This is a genomic window from Allobrachymonas chironomi DSM 19884 (assembly GCF_000374625.1).
GTDB lineage: Bacteria > Pseudomonadota > Gammaproteobacteria > Burkholderiales > Burkholderiaceae_C > Brachymonas > Brachymonas chironomi.
Window position 1 is genome coordinate 17,002 of sequence record NZ_KB894778.1, and the last position, 15,201, is coordinate 32,202.

The 15,201-nt window shown below is 63.2% G+C and carries 13 protein-coding genes and 1 tRNA gene; 7 read left to right on the plus strand and 7 right to left on the minus strand.

Annotated features, from left to right (window positions below):
- Positions 1-261: 261 nt before the first annotated feature.
- The 3 genes from C513_RS0111140 to C513_RS0111150 all read right to left on the minus strand — a co-directional run bounded on the left by C513_RS0111140 (position 262) and on the right by C513_RS0111150 (position 2,473).
- Entirely contained in the window at positions 262-816 is a 555-nt protein-coding gene (locus C513_RS0111140) for a TPM domain-containing protein (protein ID WP_018716094.1), read from the minus strand.
- 2 nt (positions 817-818) lie between these two features.
- Positions 819-1,775, minus strand: a complete 957-nt coding sequence (locus C513_RS0111145) for a TPM domain-containing protein (protein ID WP_018716095.1) — start codon at positions 1,773-1,775, stop codon at positions 819-821.
- A 77-nt stretch (positions 1,776-1,852) separates the two neighbouring features.
- Positions 1,853-2,473: a LemA family protein gene (locus tag C513_RS0111150; protein ID WP_018716096.1), complete on the minus strand. Its 621-nt coding sequence runs from the start codon at positions 2,471-2,473 to the stop codon at positions 1,853-1,855.
- A 130-nt stretch (positions 2,474-2,603) separates the two neighbouring features.
- Here C513_RS0111150 and C513_RS0111155 point away from each other — a divergent pair, with 130 nt between their 5' ends.
- The gene (locus C513_RS0111155) at positions 2,604-3,161 is read left to right on the plus strand and encodes a DUF2946 family protein (RefSeq protein ID WP_018716097.1); all 558 of its coding nucleotides are present in this window, start codon (positions 2,604-2,606) and stop codon (positions 3,159-3,161) included.
- An 82-nt stretch (positions 3,162-3,243) separates the two neighbouring features.
- Here C513_RS0111155 and C513_RS13335 read toward each other — a convergent pair whose 3' ends face one another.
- Positions 3,244-3,843: a c-type cytochrome gene (locus C513_RS13335; protein WP_018716098.1), complete on the minus strand. Its 600-nt coding sequence runs from the start codon at positions 3,841-3,843 to the stop codon at positions 3,244-3,246.
- 163 nt (positions 3,844-4,006) lie between these two features.
- Between C513_RS13335 and C513_RS0111165 the strand changes: the two genes are divergently transcribed.
- Positions 4,007-4,082: transfer RNA gene (locus C513_RS0111165), tRNA-Arg, on the plus strand.
- Between the two features lie 157 nt (positions 4,083-4,239).
- Here the strand turns inward: C513_RS0111165 and mmsB are convergent.
- The 3 genes from mmsB to C513_RS0111180 form a co-directional block, all read right to left on the minus strand.
- Positions 4,240-5,133 carry a 3-hydroxyisobutyrate dehydrogenase gene (gene mmsB / locus C513_RS0111170; protein ID WP_018716099.1) on the minus strand — a complete coding sequence of 298 codons (894 nt, stop codon included), beginning with the start codon at positions 5,131-5,133 and terminating at the stop codon, positions 4,240-4,242.
- A 35-nt stretch (positions 5,134-5,168) separates the two neighbouring features.
- Positions 5,169-6,329 carry an acyl-CoA dehydrogenase family protein gene (locus C513_RS0111175; protein ID WP_018716100.1) on the minus strand — a complete coding sequence of 387 codons (1,161 nt, stop codon included), beginning with the start codon at positions 6,327-6,329 and terminating at the stop codon, positions 5,169-5,171.
- Between the two features lie 200 nt (positions 6,330-6,529).
- Entirely contained in the window at positions 6,530-8,029 is a 1,500-nt protein-coding gene (locus C513_RS0111180) for a CoA-acylating methylmalonate-semialdehyde dehydrogenase (protein WP_018716101.1), read from the minus strand.
- 171 nt (positions 8,030-8,200) lie between these two features.
- Between C513_RS0111180 and C513_RS0111185 the strand changes: the two genes are divergently transcribed.
- From C513_RS0111185 to C513_RS13760, 5 genes are all read left to right on the plus strand, one after another.
- Positions 8,201-9,619 (plus strand): helix-turn-helix domain-containing protein, encoded by a 1,419-nt coding sequence (locus C513_RS0111185; RefSeq protein ID WP_018716102.1) that lies wholly within the window; start codon positions 8,201-8,203, stop codon positions 9,617-9,619.
- Positions 9,620-9,704: 85 nt separating this feature from the next.
- Positions 9,705-11,630, plus strand: coding sequence for a sensor histidine kinase (locus C513_RS0111190; RefSeq protein ID WP_018716103.1), 1,926 nt, complete (start codon positions 9,705-9,707; stop codon positions 11,628-11,630).
- 346 nt (positions 11,631-11,976) lie between these two features.
- A complete protein-coding gene (locus tag C513_RS0111195; protein WP_018716104.1) occupies positions 11,977-12,672 on the plus strand; it encodes a response regulator transcription factor in 696 nt (231 codons plus the stop codon).
- A gap of 364 nt (positions 12,673-13,036) precedes the next feature.
- On the plus strand, positions 13,037-13,966 hold the full coding sequence (locus C513_RS13340; protein WP_018716105.1) for an OmpA family protein: 930 nt from the start codon (positions 13,037-13,039) through the stop codon (positions 13,964-13,966).
- Between the two features lie 89 nt (positions 13,967-14,055).
- The coding region (locus C513_RS13760) for a hypothetical protein (RefSeq protein ID WP_026320787.1) at positions 14,056-15,201 on the plus strand (1,146 nt) is incomplete at its 3' end.

A 15,201-nucleotide genomic window follows, 5' to 3' on the forward strand; every position in this document is an offset into this window, starting at 1 on the left:
GACAGGCAACTGCAGGGGATTTTTTCATGGGCTGCTGGAATGTTGTCATGCGGTATTGCCGATCTGCAGGAAGAGCGCTGCCGGCCTGGCAGCTGTCTTTGTGGCGATGTCCGTTGCTGGAGTTTGGCAGAACAGGCACGGACTTTGCTGCAGACGAATCGGGATCCACAGGCGATCCAAAAGGTCTGGCTCATGACAGTACCCGGGTACAGACGTGAAAAAGCCGTGCAAAAGCACGGCTGACCAAGCGGTTTACGCCGACTAGCGCTTGCTAGCCGGATCCAGAATCACGGGAGCATTGGGCAGGTTTTCGGTGCGTACATGAGCGGGATCTGCCGGGTAGCACTGGGCCATGGTGTCGGTAATGCGATCCAGGGCCTGGCTCAGGCCTTGCAGGTAATCGTGCTGCTGGAAACGCTCCCGCAGGCGGTCCGTGATGTCCTGCCAGGTATTTTGCGCAACACAACGGTTGTAGCCACGGTCTGCGACGATTTCGATGGCATGCGGCTCCAGCAGGATGTAGATCAGGATGCCGTTGTTGTGCTCGGTATCCCAGACGCGGAGCTTGGCAAACTGCATGACGGCGCGCTCGCGGGCGCTGGCCTGACGCTGCCGATAGCTCTCGGGCAGGGTGTGCTCGATGCAGATACGGATATCACCGGTGTGACGGGTTTCGCTGTGGGTGATGTGCGCGGTCAGCTGCTCGATGGCCTGTTCCGTGAGCAGTTCACGTGCTGCGGGATCGGCAAAAGTTTCTGCCGCGCTGTTGTCCTGTAGCAGGGGTTCCGTCTTGCGAAAGGGATTGCTGAAAGGCATGATTACCAGTCTCCCGAGGCGCCACCGCCTCCAAAGCTGCCGCCACCGCCAGAGCCGAAGCCGCCGCCGAAACCTCCACCTCCGAAGCCGCCACCGCCACCCCAGCCGGGGCCCGGCATGGGCAGGATGACCGGGCCGCGACGACCGGCATTGTTGCGGCGACGCAGGGCCTCGGACGGGCCGGAGCCACCTCCGCCACCACCACCTCGGCCGCCACCGCCCGAGCCGCCAAACAAGGCGATCAGCAGGCCGACCAGGCCGGCGATACCGGCTGCCGTCAGGGCCCCGGTCATGGCGAACATGATGCCACCGGTAGCAGCGCCTGTCGCCAGGGAGCCGAGCGGACGACCGAGGATGGACTTGAGCAGGGCACCACCGATCATGGCCACCATGGTGACAATCACCAGGGCTTCGATCCAGCCGATGCTGTTGTCGATCATGTCAGGTGCGGTGCGGCCCTGCGGATGGGGCGCTGGCAGTGCCTCGTTATCGATGCGCGCCAGAATCTGTTCGACGGCCGCCGAGAGGCCCCCGGCATAATCGCCGGCGGCAAAACGCGGTTTCATGGCCTGATCGATGATGGCCGCAGCGGCGATATCCGGCACGGCTCCTTCCAGCGCACGTGAGACCTCGATCCGCATGCGGCGGTCATCCTTGGCGACCAGGATCAGCAGGCCGTCGCCGACATCACGACGGCCCACTTTCCACTCCCGGGCGACACGCAGCGCATAGGCGGCAATGTCCTCGGGCTGGGTCGTAGGCACCATCAGGATGACGATCTGGCTGCCCTTGTTTTGCTCGAAGGCGGCGAGACGGGCCTCGAGCGAGGCCTTGTCGGCTGGCGACAGCGTACCGCTGGTGTCCGTGACACGTGTCGTGAGCGCAGGAATCGGTTGCAGCTGCTGTGCCCAACTGGTGGGCAGCAGTGCGACACAGGCCAGCAGCAGGACCAGCAGCATCTGTCGCACACCCGGGAACAGGCGGGCTCCGGACGCGGGAAGGGCTGTTGCGGTCATGACGGCTGGCCTCTGGGGGATTACTGACGCTGGGGTTGCGGCTGCGACTGGTTGTCGAAATTCACCGTCGGCGGACGGGAGATTTCAGCTTCGTTGCTTACCGTGAAGTTGGGCTTGGCCTTGTAGCCAAAAATCATGGCGGTCAGGTTGGTCGGGAACTGGCGCGCCAGCACGTTGTATTCCTGCACCGACTGGATGTAATCGTTGCGGGCTACGGTGATGCGGTTTTCCGTGCCTTCCAGCGTGACACGCAGATCACGAAAAGCCTGGTTGGCCTTGAGCTGCGGATATTGCTCGGCAACCACCATCAGGCGCGACAGGGCACTGGACAGCTCGCCCTGGGCCTGCTGGAACTTGTTGAAGGCTTCCGGGTCGTTGATCAGCTCGGGCGTGGCCTGGATCGAGGTGGCCTTGGAACGGGCTTCGATGACGCGGGTCAGCGTGTCTCGTTCAAAGTTGGCCTCGCCCTGTACGGTGGCGACGATGTTGGGTACCAGATCGGCGCGACGCTGGTATTGGTTCAGCACTTCGCTCCAGGAGGATTTGACTTTTTCGTCCAGGGACTGGAATTGGTTGTAGCCACAGCCAGACAGGCTGAACAGGCCAAGGACAGTCATCAGGACCAGAAACCAGCGCTTCATAGGATTCTCCATGCGGAAAGAGGGGATGATGCGGAAAGCATACCGCAGAACTTGCCCGCCGCCATATCAGACTACGTGACAGAATGCGCAGGACCAGGGCGTAAATGGCTGACCCGGAGAAGGAGACAAGATGGACGATATCGTGAAGCAGGCGATGGCCAAGTGGCCGAATGTTCCGGCCTGCGCCGGCTGGTTGGGACTGGGTGCGCGCGGTGACTGGTATTTGCGTGATGCTGCGGCGCAGGCGGCCGGTCCGTTTGCCGGTGCGGGGAGCAGTGCAGCGAGCCGGGGCAGCCGGGTGGAGATGGAGAAGCTGCGCGATTTCATCGGCCGCAACTATGAGGCCGATGCTGACGGTCGCTGGTATTTCCAGAACGGGCCGCAGCGGGTGTTTGTAGAGCTGGAGCGCGCTCCCTGGGTGCTGCGACTGAAGCGGCCGGCAGAGTCGCAAGCATGGCAGGTCTGGACGCATACCGGCAGGCAGGTGCAGGCCGGCAAAGCCCTGCACGATGCCGAGGGGCATCTTTATCTGGTGACTGATGCCGGATTGGGCCTGGTGCATACGCAAGACATGACCCTGGCGGCGGATGCGCTGGAAGCTGGCTGCTGGCCGCTGGACGAGGTGGATGCGGCAGAACTGCCGCGTCTGTATGGCTATGTGCGCAGCCCGCAGGCCACCGGAATCTGAAAACAGCGCGGGCACGAAAAAGCCGCTCCGGAGAGCGGCTTGCTGATCGGGTGTCCCTGCCTGGGGCAGGGTTGACCGGAAATCAGTTGGAGGCAGCAGAGGCAGCCGGTGCAGCAGCAGAGGCGGCTCCGGAAGCGCCGTCAGCAGCACCGCTGGCAGCCGTGATGGCCGGCTCGGCGAAGCTGGCACCGCTGTGGTTGGCCAGGTAGACCACGGCGCGCTTGACTTCGTCGTCGCTCAGGTCAGGATTGCCACCCTTGGCCGGCATGACACCGTGCGTGCCGGTGAAGCCTTCGATGGCGTGCTTGAACAGGGTGTCCACACCCTGGCCGATACGCGGGCCCCAGGCACCGTTGTCACCCAGCTTGGGCGCACCGGCAACACCTGCGTCGTGGCAGGACATGCAGATGGACTTGTAGGCTTCTTCGCCGGTCATGGGCGTGGCGCGGGCGGCCGGAGCCAGCTTGAGTTCAACCGAGCCGACCTTCTGGATGCGCTGGGCGGCAGCAACCTGGGCTTCCGGGCTGTTGGGGTTGAAGGAAGGCTTGGCATACGTGGAGAAGTACACGGCAACGGCCAGCAGCAGCAGCAGGGTACCAAAGGTGATGGCGGATACCAGGCTGAGTTGGCGGTTTTTGGTCGCCTCGGAAGCGGCATACGAATCTGGTGCGATCTGGCTCATGACGTCCTCTTGGATGTTCTGATAAAAAACGAAACGAATCGTGACAGGCAATTATAGTCAACGCTTTGGCAAAAAACACCTACAATTGCCCGTTGCGCATGGTAATAGCTGTCGATCTCGCCACATTTTGATGCGAGTCAGAACGCATGGCACCATGTTCCAAGCGACTGTAGCTCAGTGGATAGAGTATCGGCCTCCGAAGCCGAGGGTCGTGGGTTCGATCCCCGCCAGTCGCGCCACCGATGTCATGCCTGTTCTCGCGGCAGGTCAAGGCCCATTCCGGTCACGGAGTGGGTTTTTTTGTGCCTGCTGTCCTGCATGGTAGATGAAAAAGGCTCCCGCCTGATGGTCGGGAGCCTGGTGTTCCTGCATGCAGGAAAATGTGGCCGTGGCGGATCAGGCCTTCTGCAGCATCTGGATGATGCTGGAGAAGTCCATGCCACCCTTGCCGGACAGGCTGTGGGCGGCGTAGAGGCTGCGCGCCATGGCACCCAGCGGGGTGCTGGCACGCACCTGCATGGCGTTTTCCAGGGCCAGGCCCAGGTCCTTGAGCATCAGGTCGGTGCCGAAGCCGCCGGTGTAGCCACGGCCAGCCGGGGTGCCGTCCATCACGCCCGGAACCGGGTTGTATTTCTCGAGGGCCCAGTTGCCGCCGGAGCTGCGGCGCATGATTTCGGCCAGGGCCTTCGGATCGAGGCCGTTGGCCAGGCCGAGGGCCATGGCTTCGCTGGTGCCGATCATCAGGATGCCGAGCAGCATGTTGTTGCAGATCTTGGCGGTCTGGCCGGCACCGATGTCGCCGGCGTGGAAGATGTTGGCCCCCATTTTTTCCAGCAGCGGACGGGCACGGCCCAGGGCCTGCTCGGAGCCACCGACCATGAAGGTCAGGGTGCCGGCCGCAGCACCGGCGGTGCCGCCGGAGACTGGCGCATCGATGAAGTCGTAGCCCTTGGCCTGGGCGGCCGCCCCCACTTTCTGGGCGCTGGCGGCGGCGATGGTGCTGCAGTCGATGATCAGGGCGCCGGCCGGCAGGATGTCGAGCAGGCCGACCTGGCCGTCCTTGCCGAGGTAGAGTGCTTCGACATGGGCGCTGGCGGGCAGCATGCTGACCACGACATCGGCCTTGCTGGCGGCTTCGACGGCGCTGCTGGCAACGGCGACGCCGGCTTCCCTGACGGTGGCGCAGGCGGCGGCCGACAGGTCAAATGCCTGTACTTCGTGACCGGCTTTCTGCAGGTTGATGGCCATGGGGCCGCCCATGTTGCCGATGCCGATGAATGCGATGTTCATGAATGTCTCCTTGGGTGTCTGTGACAAAAACGGGATTAGCGCAGGCTGTCGAGGCCGCGGTCGCTGAGCAGGCGGCGCGCCACGATGACGCGCATGATTTCGTTGGTGCCTTCGAGGATCTGGTGCACGCGCAGGTCGCGCAGCAGGCGTTCGAGCGGGAATTCGCGCAGGTAGCCGTATCCGCCGTGCAGTTGCAGCGCCTCGTTGACGACCTGGAAGCAGGCATCGGTGGCAAAACGCTTGGCCATGGCACAGTAGGTGCTGGCATCGCTGCTGCGGGTATCGAGCTTGTAGGCGGCCAGACGCACCATCTGGCGTGCGGCGATCAGCTCGGTCTGCATGTCGGCGAGCTTGAACTGCAGTGCCTGGAAGGCGGCCAGCGGCTTGCCGAACTGGTTGCGTTCCTGCATGTACTGGGCTGCGGCATTGAGCGCGCCCTGGGCACCACCGACCGAGCAGGTGGCGATGTTGATGCGGCCGCCGTCCAGGCCCTTCATGGCGATCTTGAAGCCCTCGCCTTCCTGGCCCAGCAGGTGGCTGGCCGGGATGCGGACATCGCTGAAGCTGATGGCGCGCGTGGGCTGGCTGAGCCAGCCGAGCTTTTCCTCGTTCTTGCCGTACTGGATGCCGGGCAGGTTGGCCGGTACCAGGAAGGCGGAAATGCCTTCGGCGCCGGGGCCGCCGGTGCGGGCCATCAGTACCAGCACATCGGTGCTGCCGGCGCCGGAGATGAACATCTTCTCGCCGTTGATGACGTATTCGTCGCCCTGCAGCACGGCGGTGGTGCGCAGGCTGGCGGCATCGCTGCCGGCACCGGGTTCGGTCAGGCAGTAGCTGGCCAGCTGCTCGCCGGCGGTGAGCGCGGGGGCGTACTGTTCGGCAATTTCCGGTCTGGCCCAGCTGGTGATCATCCAGGTGGCCATGTTGTGGATGGTGATGAAGGCGGTGGTGGACGGATCCACGGCGGCCAGCTCCTCGAACACCAGGGTGGCATCGAGGCGGGCCAGGCCGAGGCCGCCGTACTGTTCGGAGGCGTACAGGCCGCAGAAGCCCAGCGCACCGGCAGTGGCGATGGCCTGGCGCGGGAAAGTGTGTTCGGCATCCCACTGGGCGGCGTGGGGAGCGAGTTCGCCGGCGGCAAAGTCGCGGGCGGCAGCGACGAATTGCTGCTGGTCGTCGGTCAGATCGAAATACATGGGGCTTGTCTCCTTGGGCGGGCACCGGCGCGTGCTTTGCCTGGGCGTGTTGCCTGTATCCGGCTTGTCAGGGGCGCAGACAGCAGCGTCTCCTGGCAGGCCGGGGCGGCCGGCGAGAACCCCGGTGACGCCAGCGCTGCGGAGGAACCTGCAGCGCCGGGCACCAGGGAAGCAACAGGCCGCGCGGGCCTGTTCCTGCCTTACTTCAGGCTGATGGTGGTGTGCACGCCACCGGCGTTGGCTTCGTCGAACCAGCGCTTGGTGATGGTCTTGGTCTGCGTGTAGAACGTGATGACCTGCTTGCCGTAGGGGCCCAGGTCGCCCAGCTTGGATGCGCGCGAACCGGTGAAGGAGAACAGCGGGACCGGCACGGGAATCGGCACGTTGATGCCGACCTGACCGACGTCGATCTCTTCCTGGAACTTGTGCGCCGCAGCGCCGCTCTGGGTGAACAGGGCGGTACCGTTGCCGTTCGGGTTGTCGTTGATGATCTGGATGGCTTCTTCCAGGGTCTCGGCGCCCATCACGCACATCACCGGGCCGAAGATTTCCTGCTTGTAGATGTCCATGTCGACGGTGACGTCGGTGAACAGGGTCGGGCCGACGAAGTTGCCGTTGGCTTCCGCGCCGTCCAGCTGCGGGTTGCGGCCGTCCAGCACCAGGGTGGCACCCTGTTCCACGCCGGAGGCGATCAGGTTGTCGACGCGGGCACGGGCGCTCTTGTTGACCAGCGGGCCGACGTCCACGCCGGGGGTGGCACCGTTGCCGACCTTCAGGCTCTTGGCGCGCTCGGCGATCTCGTTCACCCAGTTGCGGGCTTCGCCGACCAGGATCACGACCGGCAGCGCCATGCAACGCTGGCCAGCGGCACCGAAGGAGGCACCGGCCAGGGCGTTCAGGGTCTGCTCCTTGTTGCAGTCGGGCAGCACGATGGCGTGGTTCTTGGCGCCCATCATGCACTGCACACGCTTGCCGGCCAGGCTGGCGCGGTTGTAGACGTGGGTGCCGACGCCGGTGGAACCGACGAAGCTGATCGCCTTGATGTCCTTGTGGTCGCAGATGCCGTTGACGACGTCAACGCCGCCGTGCACCACGTTCAGCACGCCAGCCGGGATGCCGGCTTCGATGGCCAGCTCGACCAGACGGATGGTGGACATCGGGTCCTGCTCGGAGGGCTTCAGCACGAAGGTGTTGCCGGTGGCGATGGCCATGGGGAACATCCACAGCGGGATCATGGCCGGGAAGTTGAACGGCGTGATGCCGGCGCAGACGCCCAGCGGCTGCAGGATGGTGTAGGTGTCGACACCGCCGGCCACGTTGTTGGCGAATTCGCCCATCTGCAGCGTGCCGATGTTGGCAGCGTGCTCGACCACTTCCAGGCCGCGGAACACGTCGCCTTCGGCGTCGGGCAGGGTCTTGCCCTGTTCACGCGTCAGGATGGCGGCGACTTCCTTGATGTTTTCGCGGATCAGCTGCTGGTACTTCAGGAAGATGCGGGCGCGGGTGCCGATGGGGGTGTAGCGCCAGGTCTTGAAGGCTTCCTTGGCGGCAGCTACTGCGGCATCCAGTTCTTCCTGGGTAGCCATCGGCACGCGAGCGATGACTTCCTGCGTGGCAGGGTTGACAACGTCGCGCCACTCGGTGGTCTTGGACTGGACAAATTCGCCGTTGATCAGCAGCGGAACCTGGGGGATGCTCATGGGGTGTCTCCTCGACTCTGGGGAAAAAGAATTTACAGGAATGGTATTTACAGCTTTCACAATCCTTTTGCGGGTTTCTACCAAGTTATGGAGAGTTCGTGTGTTCTTGTGTTGGCTTTCACAGATAATGGTCCGGTCTTGTAAATGTTGTGAAAGAACCGGAGTGCCTGCATGAGCCGCAAGCTGCTGATGGGGCCGGCCTTGCGCCGGCTGCGTGAAAAGAACCAGATGTCGCAATCGGCGTTTGCCGAACGGCTGGGGCTGTCGTTCAGCTATATCTGTCAGCTGGAGAACAACCAGCGGCCGGTGACGGCCGCGGTGCTGCTGAAGCTGGCGCAGGTGTTCCAGGTGGATCTGAGCGATTTCTCGGAAGACCGCAGCCGGCGTCTGCTGGGCGAACTGGACGGCATCTTCCGCGACCAGCGGCTGGCCGGCGACCTGAACGTGACACCGGCCGATCTGGATCGCATGGTGCATATGGTGCCGAGTCTGGCGGAGATGCTGGTGCGCCTGTATCAGCACCAGCTGCACCTGCAGGACGAGCTGCAGCAGCTGGTGGAGCGCTTTTATGGCGATTCGCAGCAGATTCCGTCGGCTCCATTCCCGCACGAGGCGGCGCGCGAGTTTTTCAATCGCAATGACAACTATTTTGACGGACTGGATCGGCTGGCCGAGCAGCTGGCGCTGGAGTGGGGCGTGGAACCGGGTCGGCGTGCCAGCGTGTTGCGTGCGCGCCTGAAGGAGGCGCATGGCGTGGACGTGGTGGCCAGCGCGCAGGGTTCGCTGGAGCTGCGCAGCTACGATGCGCGACGCAAGCGGCTGGAGTTGAACGCCTCGTTGAGCGATGCGCAACAGGCTTTCCAGATGGCGACGCAGCTGGTGTTCCTGGCCTATGGCGATGTGCTGCAGCAAGCCTGCATCGATGACCCGGCATTGGCCGATGCCCAGACGCTGACGCTGGCGCGGCAGGGGCTGGCGCACTATTTTGCCGGTGCGCTGCTGTTGCCCTATGCGCCCTTTTTGCAGGCGGCGCGTGAATCGCGCTATGACGTGGAATGGCTGCAGCGCCGCTTCGGCGTGAGTTTCGAAAGCATCTGCCACCGTTTGAGCACGCTGCAGCGCAGCGGCGCGCGCGGAGTACCGATCTACCTGATCCGGGTGGATCAGGCCGGCAATGTGTCCAAGCGCCAGAGCGCCAACTCGCTGCATTTTGCCCGTCATGGTGGCACCTGTCCGCTGTGGCATGTGTTCGAGGCCTTTGTGCAGCCGGGTCGCATCCTGACGCAGGTGGCGGAAATGCCGGATGGCACGCGCTACTTTGGCATTGCGCGCAGTGTGCAGCGCGGTGGCGGCAGTTTTGCTGCGCCGCGCAAGCGCTTTGCCTTTGGTATCGGCTGCGAGCTGTCGCAGGCGCACGAGCTGGTCTATGCCGACGGCTGGGATTTGCAGCAGCCGCGCGAGATCACGCCGATCGGGCCGGGTTGCCGCGTCTGTCCGCGTACCGACTGCATGCAGCGCGCCTTTCCGCCAGCAGGCAAGCCGCTGCACAACAACGACTTCAGTGAATCGCTGGTGTCGTACCGCTTGTGACGACCGGCGCTGGGTGTAGCACAATGTAACCGGGATCTGTGGCGCATGGCGTCAGCAGGCATTTGGGCTTGGACGGGAGGTGGGCATGCAGCAGGGGCGCAAGGCGACAAGAACAGGTTGGGAGCGCTGGCTGCTGACCTGTCTGCTGGCCTGTGTGGCCGTTTTCCTGCCCTTGTCACTGCAGGCCGATGACGGTTTGCCGGACCATATTTCCAGTCGCGGTTATCTGATGGATCCGGATGGCAACCTGACGCTGGGGCAGGTGGAGCAATTGCCGTTCCGGCCGATGCCGCAGGTGCTGGCGCTGGGGCATACCAGTGCGGTGATCTGGCTGCGGGTGGATGTGGAGCCGATGGCGGCACGCGATCTGGTGCTGACACTGCAGCCTCCCTATCTGGAAGATGTTCGGGTGTTCCTGCCCGGGACCGGGGTGGATGACTGGCAGCATGTGAGGCTGGGCATGCACGTGCCGTATACCGAACGTGGACGCAGCGAGGGGCATATCGTCGTGAATCTGCCGGATCGGGCCACGCCGGCGAATCTGCGGGCCTATATCCGGGTGCAGAGCGTGCAGCACCTGGTGCTCAAGGTGCAGGTCATGCATGCGCAAAAGAGTCTGCAGCAGGACATGCAGCGCAGCCTGCTGGTCAGTTTTGGTGTCGGGCTGTTGCTGACGCTGGCCGTGCTGGGCCTGCTGCACTGGGGCTCTTCGCGGGATCGGCAGTGGCTGATTGCGGCCGCCACCATGGCCTGCATGCTGCTGGTGGTGTCCGGGACGGCAGGCTTGCTGGACAAGTACCTGTTTCCGCAGCAGCCCCTGCTGGCGACGGGGCTGAAGGACGTGGCCAGCATCGGGTACATGGCCCTGATGCAGTGGTATTTTCTGCGGCTGTTTCGTCTCTATCAGGCACCAGGCTGGACGGTCTTGCCGAACCGGATGTACCTGGCCATGGCCCCGTTGCTGTTGCTGGCCGTGTGGCTGGGATATGCGCGCGAAGCCTGGCTGCTGCATGTCGCAGTGATCATCATGTATGGCTTCTGGGGGCTGTTCAGCCTCTGGTTTGTGCGCTTCGGCGATGGCTATATCCGCGTGTTGCTGGCCCTGCTGTTCCTGGCCCAGGTCATGATGGTGCTCTACCTCGAACTGAGTTGGCTCGGCTTGTTGCCGCTGACGGATGTCAGCCTGTCGGTGCTGTATCCGGAGCTGGCGATTGGTCTGCTGGTGGGCGTTGCGCAGTTTCTGGTGCAATGGCGGCGTGACCATCTGGCCCTGCGTTCCGCGCTGATGGTGCGCATGCGGGCGGAACGCATGCAACAGGAGCTGTACTGGGAGACTTCGCGCCGGGAGGAAATGGATGGCCTGCTGGGCATGCTGCTGCACGAGCTCAAGACACCGCTATCGGCCATCCGGCTGGGCGCGCTGGCGGTAGCCAAGGGGTGGGAGGACATGCCGCCGCTGGTGACCGGACGGCTGCAGCGCATCCATCAGTCGGTGGATGCCATGAACATGGTGCTAGACAAGGTACGCCATACCGACCGGATGGAAACCGGGGCCTGGCAGATCAGCCGGGAGTCGTGTGATGTGCAGGTGCTGGTGCAACAACTGGTGGCGGAATGTTCGCAACCCTTGCGAGTGCGACTGGAGTCGGGGCTGGAGCAGCCGGTGCAGACCGATCCGGACCTGCTGCGCCTGATGATCGGCAATTTGCTGGAGAACGCCCTGGCGTACAGCGAACCGGAGAGCGAGGTCTGCATTCATTTGCAGCCATGGTCGCAGGGGGGTGGGAAGGAAGGCTTCCGGTTGCGGGTCTGCAACCGGGTGGCCGAGGGACACCAGCCGGATGCATCACGACTGTTCACCAAGTACTACCGTGCCGAGCACTCGCACCAGCACACGGGGACCGGGTTGGGCCTGTACTGGGTGCGCCATGTGGCGCTGGCCATGGGCGGAGACATCGTCTACCAGGGAGAGCTGGATGAAGTCGTGTTCGAGCTGACCTTGCCAGGGTGAGCAGGCTGGCAGATGCGAGGCAATTACAGTATCAAGAGTGCTCCGTCAAGCATGCAGCGCGCCGCGAATGTAATAAAGAGGAAAATATCACCATATCCGGGGATAACCTTTTCCGACAATATATTGTATGATATAAGGCTGACATCAGGCTTCAATCGCCTCGAGGCAGGGCTTTGCATGAAAGTCTTGATGCGTCATGGCTGGGTGCCAGATATCTGCACTGCCATTTTGTGGGGCCCGAAAGCTGGTATCGGGTGCGTGACACGGGTTTTCCCCGGGGCGTTCCGGAGCATGAATGCGCGTTATGCATGCTCCGGCCTAGCGGACAATCTCAAATGGTAGGGTCATGCCTGGCGTACTGGAAATCATTGTTGTGGAAGATCACCGCTTGCTGCGCGACGAGCTGGTGGATTATCTGAGCAGTCCTGACTGGCATGTGCGTGGTGTCAGCAGCGGACGCGAGCTGGATGTGGCCATGACAGAAACCCCTGCCGATGTGCTGGTGCTGGATCTGAACCTGCCGCAGGAAGATGGCATCAGCATCGCCCGTCGCATTCGCAAGGCTTTCCCGGAAATCGGTATCGTGATGCTGACTGCGCGCGGCGACCAGGCTGACCGTGCCCTGGGCTATGGCAGTGGGGCTGACGTCTATCTGACCAAGCCGACGCACGTGGGCGAGCTGGAATCGGTGCTGTTCAACTTGTCCTGCCGCATACGCCCGCGGGATGATGTCCAGCTGATGCTGAGCGAGCACCTGCTGCGGCTGACCCATGCCGATGGCCGTTCCGCGAGCCTGACCAACAGTGAATACCGGGTGCTGCGCCTGCTGGTGGGTACGCCGGGGCAGGAACTCGGCTATGCCCCCCTGTGTGAACTGCTTTATCCGGATGATGATGCCGTCTCGCAATCCCGCCAGCGTCTGGCGGTGCTGATGACCCGCCTGCGCCAGAAGATGCAGGAAGAAATGGGCGTGGAGCAGTGCGTGAAATCGGTGCGCGGGCAAGGCTACCGTCTGACCGTGCCGATACGCCTGGTGCCCTGAACTGCTTGCGGGAACGATCTGCCGGATAACCTGGGCAGCCTTGTGCGGCTGCCCAATTTATTGCATGATCCCGCATTATCTAACAATCGTTCGTTATTGATGGGCGTCGTACATCCTGGTTTGTCCAGATGCGCAGCATTTCGCGGCTGCAAGATTAGTGAAATATTACTGGATTTCAGGTATACATAGCGTAACGCATCTGATGTGTAATAGCCGTTATGTCATCAGGTGGAATGGAGCATGTCTTTTCTGCGCGTCAGATGCGTGTGGGAACAGAGGCTGGCAACTGACTCTCCTGAATGACGTTTATTACCCATGATGCTGTTCGGCTTGGCGCCGGGTGGTGCGACTGAAGGAGATGGTCATGAAGCAGGCAAGCCGTGTGAACAACTGGGTTCCGGTACTCGGAATGGTGGCAGCGGTCGCGCTATCCGGCTGTGTGGCAACAGGCGGTGACCGGTATCCCAAGCCGCTGGCAGAAGGCAAGGTGGAGACGCCGGTGGCGCAGGAGATCGCCAGCGCGGTCTTCATTCGTGAGCCGGGTGAGGTGCAGACCCAGGCGGTCAATATTTTTGTGAATGGCGAGTACATGACTTCACTGCAGGACGGCGCGTTCAAGCAGCAGAAGGTGTGCGTGGGCCAGAACACGCTGGTGGCGCACCCCAGCGATGTGGGTACACGCTACCAGGAAAAGCGGCTGAACCTGCCCAAGTTTCAGGTGGCGGCGGGTGAGGTGGCCTATTTCCGCGTGGCGGCAGGCGCTGACGGCAAGCCGGTGTTGCAGCAGCTGGATGCCGAGACCGGCCAGCAGTTGGCACGCGCCCAGAAGGAGCAGATGCACGCGCTGTCGCGGGTAGAGCCCAAGTGCGTGGTGCCGCTCAAGACCTACACGCTGGAAACCTCGGCACTGTTTCCGTTTGACCGTCACGACTACGGCAGCATGCTGGAGCAGGGCAAGCAGGACATCGCGCGTGTGGCGCGTGACATTGCCGCCAGCGATGCCAGGGTGGATCGCATCGAGATTGTCGGCCACACCGATCCGGAGGGCAGCGACGCCTACAACCAGACGCTGTCGGAGCGCCGTGCTGCCACAGTGCAGCAGGCCCTGCAGCAGCACCAACTGCCCACGCGCAACCTCAAGGCCGAAGGTCGTGGTGAAAGCCAGCTGGTGGTGAGCGACTGTCGCGCGCGTTACCCTAACCAGAAGGCACAGCGCACCCAGTGCGACCAGCCGAACCGTCGCGTCGAGATCGTGCTGTATGGCACCACTGCTGGAAATATTCCGGGCCAGTAAGCAGCCCGCATCCATCCATTCTTCATCTTGAGTAGTAACGCCTGCGCAACCCCCACACATCCAGGGGAGCGCGGGCAGGGGAGAGAGACATGAGCATCCAGAACATTACCCTTCGCATCCTGGCCCAATCCGAGACGCCGGAACAAGAGCTGCAGATCGCCGGTGGCGAGGGAGGTATCGGTGCCAAGGGGCAGCCGGTGCGCATCCAGGCCGTGGCTGATGTGAAGTATCACCTGACAGATGACGGCACCGGTTTTGCACCGGAGAACGTGGCGACCAAACGCGTGGGCAGTGATCTGTACGTGGCGTTTGAAGGTGCCAGTGTGGACCAGCCGGACCTGATCATCGAGGGCTATTACAAGGACAACGGCGAGCAGGGCTACCGCGAAGGCAGCGACAACCTGCTGGTGGGTACGCACGAGAACGGCAACGTCTACCCCTTCATTCCGGAGACGGCGCAAGGCAGCGATGCCGTGAGCATGCTGCTGGAAGGCCAGCAGGCGGGTCAGGTGCTGGGTATCAGCGAGGCACCGGTGCCGCTGTGGTGGCTGCCGCTGCTGGCGGCCCCGCTGCTGGGTGGCGGTGGCGGCAGCACGCCGCCGCCGGTAGACCACAAGCCGGAGATCACGAACCTGACGCCCAAGGAGAATGGTGGCGATGTGACGGTGGAGGAGGCAGCGCTGGCGCAGGGCAGCAACGCCGCCAGCACGGCAGAGAAGGGCGTGGGTGACTTCACGATCAAGTCGCAGGATGGCGTCAAGTCGCTGACGATTGGCGGCGTCGAGGTGATCAAGGATGGCGTGCTGACCGGTGCCGTGGTGAGCACGCCGCTGGGCAACCAGCTGAAGGTGACGGGCTACGACAAGGCCACGGGCAAGGTCAGCTACGAATACACGCTGCTGGGCAGCGAGAAGCACCCCGAGGATGCAGCAAAGGCCAACAACAGCGTCTACGAAGACCTGAAGGTGGTGCTGACGGACAACGATGGTGACAAGGCCGATGCCACGCTGAGCGTGCAGATCGTGGACGATGTGCCGACGGCGGTGGATGATGTGGACAGCGTGGCGGCGGGGCAGACGACAGCGGCCACGGGCAACGTGCTCACGGGCGTGGATGCGGCAGGTGGTGACACCAACACCACGGACGGCGCGAAGGACACGGCGGGAGCCGATGGCGTGACGGTGACGGCGGTGACGGGAGTTGCTGCGGGCACGGTGGGCCAGGCAACGGCAGGC

Bases quoted from the DNA above. Each gene is read 5' to 3' on its own strand.
- C513_RS0111140 (WP_018716094.1), bottom strand. From the start codon at position 816: ATGCCTTTCAGCAATCCCTTTCGCAAGACGGAACCCCTGCTACAGGAC.
- C513_RS0111145 (WP_018716095.1), bottom strand. From the start codon at position 1,775: ATGCTGCTGGTCCTGCTGCTGGCCTGTGTCGCACTGCTGCCCACCAGT.
- C513_RS0111150 (WP_018716096.1), bottom strand. From the start codon at position 2,473: ATGAAGCGCTGGTTTCTGGTCCTGATGACTGTCCTTGGCCTGTTCAGC.
- C513_RS0111155 (WP_018716097.1), top strand. From the start codon at position 2,604: ATGGACGATATCGTGAAGCAGGCGATGGCCAAGTGGCCGAATGTTCCG.
- C513_RS13335 (WP_018716098.1), bottom strand. From the start codon at position 3,843: ATGAGCCAGATCGCACCAGATTCGTATGCCGCTTCCGAGGCGACCAAA.
- mmsB (WP_018716099.1), bottom strand. From the start codon at position 5,133: ATGAACATCGCATTCATCGGCATCGGCAACATGGGCGGCCCCATGGCC.
- C513_RS0111175 (WP_018716100.1), bottom strand. From the start codon at position 6,329: ATGTATTTCGATCTGACCGACGACCAGCAGCAATTCGTCGCTGCCGCC.
- C513_RS0111180 (WP_018716101.1), bottom strand. From the start codon at position 8,029: ATGAGCATCCCCCAGGTTCCGCTGCTGATCAACGGCGAATTTGTCCAG.
- C513_RS0111185 (WP_018716102.1), top strand. From the start codon at position 8,201: ATGAGCCGCAAGCTGCTGATGGGGCCGGCCTTGCGCCGGCTGCGTGAA.
- C513_RS0111190 (WP_018716103.1), top strand. From the start codon at position 9,705: ATGCAGCAGGGGCGCAAGGCGACAAGAACAGGTTGGGAGCGCTGGCTG.
- C513_RS0111195 (WP_018716104.1), top strand. From the start codon at position 11,977: ATGCCTGGCGTACTGGAAATCATTGTTGTGGAAGATCACCGCTTGCTG.
- C513_RS13340 (WP_018716105.1), top strand. From the start codon at position 13,037: ATGAAGCAGGCAAGCCGTGTGAACAACTGGGTTCCGGTACTCGGAATG.